General features: G+C 72.8%; 4 protein-coding genes and 1 pseudogene. 4 read left to right on the top strand and 1 reads right to left on the bottom strand.

Annotated elements, in window-relative coordinates; translation table 11 throughout:
* Window positions 1–57 precede the first annotated feature (57 nt).
* Window positions 58–1,800, top strand: coding sequence for a hypothetical protein (locus tag Q2100_RS29555; protein ID WP_302916882.1), 1,743 nt, complete (start codon window positions 58–60; stop codon window positions 1,798–1,800).
* Entirely contained in the window at window positions 1,791–3,116 is a 1,326-nt protein-coding gene (locus Q2100_RS29550; RefSeq protein ID WP_302916881.1) for a CHAT domain-containing protein, read from the top strand. Before Q2100_RS29555 ends, Q2100_RS29550 begins: the two co-directional genes overlap by 10 nt.
* A gap of 3 nt (window positions 3,117–3,119) precedes the next feature.
* Here Q2100_RS29550 and Q2100_RS29545 read toward each other — a convergent pair whose 3' ends face one another.
* On the bottom strand, window positions 3,120–3,587 hold the full coding sequence (locus Q2100_RS29545; protein ID WP_328518145.1) for a hypothetical protein: 468 nt from the start codon (window positions 3,585–3,587) through the stop codon (window positions 3,120–3,122).
* A gap of 84 nt (window positions 3,588–3,671) precedes the next feature.
* On the opposite strand from Q2100_RS29545, the gene Q2100_RS29540 reads away from it, so the two are divergent.
* Window positions 3,672–4,991 carry a hypothetical protein gene (locus tag Q2100_RS29540; RefSeq protein ID WP_302916879.1) on the top strand — a complete coding sequence of 440 codons (1,320 nt, stop codon included), beginning with the start codon at window positions 3,672–3,674 and terminating at the stop codon, window positions 4,989–4,991.
* Window positions 4,988–5,242 (top strand): annotated as a pseudogene (locus tag Q2100_RS29535) (hypothetical protein); the annotation flags it as partial. The gene Q2100_RS29540 and the pseudogene Q2100_RS29535, both read left to right, overlap by 4 nt.

The following is a 5,242-nucleotide window of genomic DNA, read 5'->3' as shown; positions in this document are numbered from 1 at the left end:
GGCGGGCGTGCTGGGCCATTCGGCCTGGCGCGCCCGCCGCTTCCCTATGATTCGACCGTGACCATCGGCGCCGGTCTGGCGCGGGCCCGCTCGCTCACCTTCGCGGGAGACGAGGCGGCGGCCCGCGATCTGTTGCTGTCGTTGATGCCCGACATCGAGCGCGCCGACCGCGACGACCTGATGCTCGAGGTGTTCGCCCAGCTGGGGGAGATCTACCTGGTCCGCGGCGCCGACGACGGCGTGACCGAATGCGTGCGCCGGATCCGGGACTGTCTGGCCGTCTATTCGGCGATCCTCGCCGGCACCGGGCCGGACGTCCCGGTGGCGCTGGCCGACGCCGACATCCGCCGGATGACGCTGCGCTACACCCGGCGCGCCCGGTACCTCGACATCGGATTGGCGGCGGCGGCAGGCGAGCACGAGCGCGCCGCGGCGCAGCTCGAGGAGTTCGTCGCCGGATCCGGCGAGGAGAGCTCCGCGGCCGGCGATTCGGAGCTCGCCGGCGAGTTCGCATACTTCCGGGCCCGTGCACTGATGCTGTGCGCCGCGGCGCTGTGCGACGACGACCTGCACGCGCGGTCCATCCCGCTGTGGGAACGGGTCCTCGAGGCCATCGCCCGGCCCGGCGATGGCGAGGCGGCCGATCACCTGCTGGTCACCGGTGGCACCGGCTACGGACGGTTCTGTGTCGAGACCGGTCGGCTGCCGGAGGCCGAGCCGTGGCTGCAGCGGGCCGGAGCCAGAGCGCAGTCCCGGGGGTGGCGGTTGGCCTCGGCGAGAACGGTTCTCGAGCGTGCCGCCGCCGCATGGGCGGCCGGTGATCACGAGGCCACCGAACAACTGATCAGCGAGGCCCAGCCGGTGCTCGCCGAGCACGCCCATGCCGATGATGTCGCGCGGTGCCTGCTGTACTACGGATTCGCCCGCATGGCGCTCGGAGAGCTGGCGGTCGCCGACGACTGCTGGACGCGGGCAGAGCAGCACTGGCGGGAATCGGGCAGGCCGCTGCGCATCCATCGGATCATCCTGCAGCGCAGCTGGATACCGATCTTCTGGGGCCGCTACGCCGAGGCCGTTGAGCTGGTGGCGCAGGCCCGCGAGTGGCTCGACGCGTCGAACCGGAGCAGCTGGCTGCAGTACGCCCGCCTGGACGACCACCTGGGCACGGTCTGGCGGGCGGACGCGCTCGCCGACCTCGGCTTCGACGCCGCGGGCGACCCGGACGAGACTTTGGAGGAGGTCGAGAAGCGCCACGTCGCCTCACTCGGCGTCATCGACGCCGACGCACCGGCCGACCGGCAGCGCAGCGCCGTGATGAAGCTGGAGCAGGCCGCCGAGCTGAAACTGCCTGCCGCGCTGGCTGTCGACTCGGTGCGGTACGCACTCACCGACCCCGACGCCCGCAACCGATGGGCCTCCACCGTGTCGGCGCCGATGCTGGCCGGTGCCTTCGCCGTGGTGTGGGAGTGGGAGAACACCGCCTTGCTCAGCGAGCTGATCGAATACCACAGCGCGCGAGGTGCGTTCACCGTCGCCGTGGATGCGGCCGGTGGATCCGGGATGCCCGACGCGGCGACCGTGGCGGTGCCGCTCGACGACGTCGACACACCCGCTCTGGTGGCGGGAGGCGATCAGCCGCCGGCGCAGGACGGTGATCCGCTGCTACGCCTGGGTCCGCTGCCGCCGCTCGTCATGGAGCCGGGCGCGGCACCGGTGCTCGAACACTACCGCTCGCTCGCCCAGCAGCGGTACGGCCGCGCGGTCACCGCCGACGAGCCGGTCTGGCGCACATGGCCGTGACCGGGCCACCCCGGCTGGTACTGAGGTACGCCGACCTCGGCATCGCGACATATGCCAGCCTGCGCATCGTCGGGCAACCCGAGAGGACGGTCACCTGGGTCGTCGAGGTGCCCATCCTGCTCGCGGCCCTGCAGGAGCTGGCGGACGCGCTGCCGGACGCCCGGCCCGGCGAGACCGCAGGTGACGCGCTCGAACGCGCGGTGCGGCGGAGCCCGTTCGCATCGCCGCACGGCGAGCTGACCCTCGCCTACATCCTGGGTGTGCTGCTGATCGCCGCGCCGGCCTGGCAGCTGCTCAGGGAGTGCGTATCAGAACCGCGGGCAACACTGTTCGTGTCGCCGAGCGCACGGCTCGCGCGGGTGCCGTGGGGTCTGCTGGCGATGCCGACGACGGGCCCGACCGCGCGCGAGCTGGTGCACGCACGGTCGGAGGCGATGACGCGGACCGGGCCGACGGCCGCGCGCATCCCCTGGCAGCTCACCGACATCGCCGAACACACCGAGGGCCACCGGCTGATGGAGCTCGTCGACGTGCTGATGACGGTGCCACCCAACATCGTGGCGGCGCCCCGGTTCCCGGCTCGCTGGGAGGACCGCCGCGACGGCCCGGCGCTGCTGGTCCTCGACCCCCGGGTGCCCGGCCAGCGCCCGGACTCCGCGCTGGGATCGGTGCTGGGCCGGCCGTCCGGCGAGATGCCCGTCGTCGCCCACTTCGCCGATGTGATGAGGCGGCGCCCGGTGCTTCCCGAGGTGGCAGGCGCCGTGGAGTTGTTCCGCCGGACCGACGCCGACCGGCGCTGGCTGGCCGAACTACTGCGGCGCGAACCCGGGCGGCTGGTGTTCGTCGGCCACGCGACCGCCGCCGACGACGACAGCGGCCGCGCCGACCGAGCCGCCCTGCACCTGGCCGAGACCCATCCGCTCACCGCTGCCGACATGATCGCCTCGGCACTGCCGCTGCCGCCGCGAGTGGCGTTGCTGGCGTGCGCATCCGGTGCCGACTACCGGTTCGACGAGGCGACCGGACTGGTGGCCGCGATGGTACTCGGCGGCGCGCAGACCGTGACGGCGACGCTGTGGTCGCTGCCGACCACGCGCGGCTACCGCCAGTTCGCGGCCGACCAGACCACTGCCGCAACGGATCCGATGTCCGAGGTGATCATCGCGGTGGACCGTGCGCATCAGGAGGACGCGGCCGGATGCGCGGTGAACCGCTGGCAGCGCCAACAGATGCGGCGCTGGCGGGACGGCGACGCCGGCGCACACCCGCTGTACTGGGCCGCACTGGTCACCTTCGCGGTCGACGGAACCCGTTGACGGTCAGGCCGGTGGCACGCACACCGCCACCGACGACTCGTCGCGGTAGTAGGTGACGATGACACTGCCCGGGCTGACCCGGTCCAGCGAGCTGGCGGGCACCAACGTCGTCTCCTGCACCGGGAACTGCCCGCCGTCGCGCCTTCTGACCATCAGATCGAGCTCCACCTCGCGGAAGTCCTCGCGGGCCGCCCCGGTGGCGCGCATGGCCGTCACCACGCCGCGGGACCTGATGCCACGCCGGATGGTGTCGAACTGATCGGTGGTCAGCAGCCCCTTGTCGATCAGCATCTGGTCGAACGCCGCACAGACCGTGTCGATCTCGTCGACGGTGACGAGGCGCTCCTCGGACTCCGAGGGTGGCTCGGTGCAACGGCATCCGGCGGGGCGGCGCGATCCGGATGGCAGCAACATGGCAGCGATGGCGACACAGACGGCGCCGACGCTCGGAATCAACAACGTCGTGGACATGCCTGGAAGATTGGGCCATCGCACGCGCTACCGAACCCAACTTCTGCGCTGTCCCTCACCGCCGACAACTCCTATCCTGTGCCAATGACCACGAGCCCGGAGACCGCGCCGCAGGTGGCGCTGATGCACCCGCGCCGGTCCGTCGTCGACCGCGCATGGCGCGCGATCGGCCCCGGCGTCGAGGTGCTCAGCGGCGACGACGGCGGGCCGTTGCGGCGCACCGTGAAACGCATCCTCGACCCGCTGGTGCTGCGGCTGCGGGCCAATCCCGAATACTCCGCCCCGGTGGTGAGCGACGACGTCGCGGCCGCGATGCACGACGCGATCGTCGGGCACGCCGACCGGCTGCGGGCAGCCGCCGCGTGGTTCGCACTGCTCAAGGCCGAGCGGCGGAGGCTGCGCATCACCGCGGGCAACGCCCAGGAGCTCTACTTCCCGGTCTGCTTCGAGCTGGCCGTCACGCGGGGCGCACCGCAGGCCGACGACGCGCAGGCCGCGAGCGCGGTGCTGGCAGATCTGCACGGCGAGCGCGACCGGACCGGCATCGAGGTGCTCAACCGCTTCGCCGCCGACCCGCGGGTGGTGGCCCGGCTGACACAGCAACTCGAGCGCAGCTGGGCCGACGTCCGGGCCGACGGTGCGATCACCGGGCCCTTCCTCAGCGGATTGACCACCGTGCTCGGGCCGGCCGACGGGCACCGCGCCGCGGCCGCGCGGCAGCGGGTCTGGACCGCGCTGATCGCCGACGCGACACCGCACAACCTCGGCGCACTGGCCCGTGGCGACGGGGCGAACCTGCCCTGGTCGATCGTCGACGCCGGGCTGTCGTCGTCGGCTCCGCAACGCCCACCCCTGGTCGGCGGGGACCCCGGCAGCGACCGGCCGCTGGACCGCACGGTGCTCGACCGCGTGCGCGCCACGCTCCGGCGGGCGCTGGACCGCGACGAACTGCCCGACATCCCGCTGCTGTGCGCCGAGGAGGTCGACCGCGCCTGCGCGCCATGGGGTCTGATGGCCGAGGACAAACAGGCCGCGCTGGTGGCCGGGATCGAGATCGCGATGCAGCTGTCGCCACTGCACGACACCGCTGCCACGCGATACGACCTGGCCGCGCAGATCCAGGCCCGGCTGCGCAGGGAGGCCTACGTGCTGCACGCCCGGCGCTGCCTGCTGGACACCGCGCCGCTGCACCCCCGGCAGCAGCAGGTGGTCGACGACCTCGCCGCGTTCGCCCGGCCCTATCTCAGCCGGTTGTGGGCACGGCTGCACGGGCGCGACGTCTGGCAGGAACCGTGCGACGACGTCGACGACGTGCGAGCCCTCCTCGAAGGCGTGGCCAGGTCGGTCAGCCTCGACCACCGGCAGCGCATCAAGGCCATGTTGGAAGTGCAGGCGGCCGCATGAGACTCGTTGCCGGAGAGGGGCTCTGGAGCACCGGATCGCCAGCGGTCGCCACGCCGCTGACCGCGGTGCTCGAGGTGAGCGGTGCGGTGTTGTCCTGGCCGGTCGACGAGCCGGGCGCAGCGGCGCACGTCGCGTTCACCAACGTGACGCGCGCCGACTGGCTGTGGCGGGTGGTCGGCGACAGTGGGCATGCGGCGCTGCTGGCGGCCGCGGCCGGCCGTGCCGACGACGGCGCACTGCTCGAGGTGGCC

Origin of the sequence: Mycolicibacterium arseniciresistens (genome assembly GCF_030519285.1) — a bacterium.
GTDB lineage: Bacteria > Actinomycetota > Actinomycetes > Mycobacteriales > Mycobacteriaceae > Mycobacterium > Mycobacterium arseniciresistens.
The sequence above is the reverse complement of the archived record's forward strand: the minus strand, read 5'-3'. Positions and strand labels throughout refer to the sequence as shown.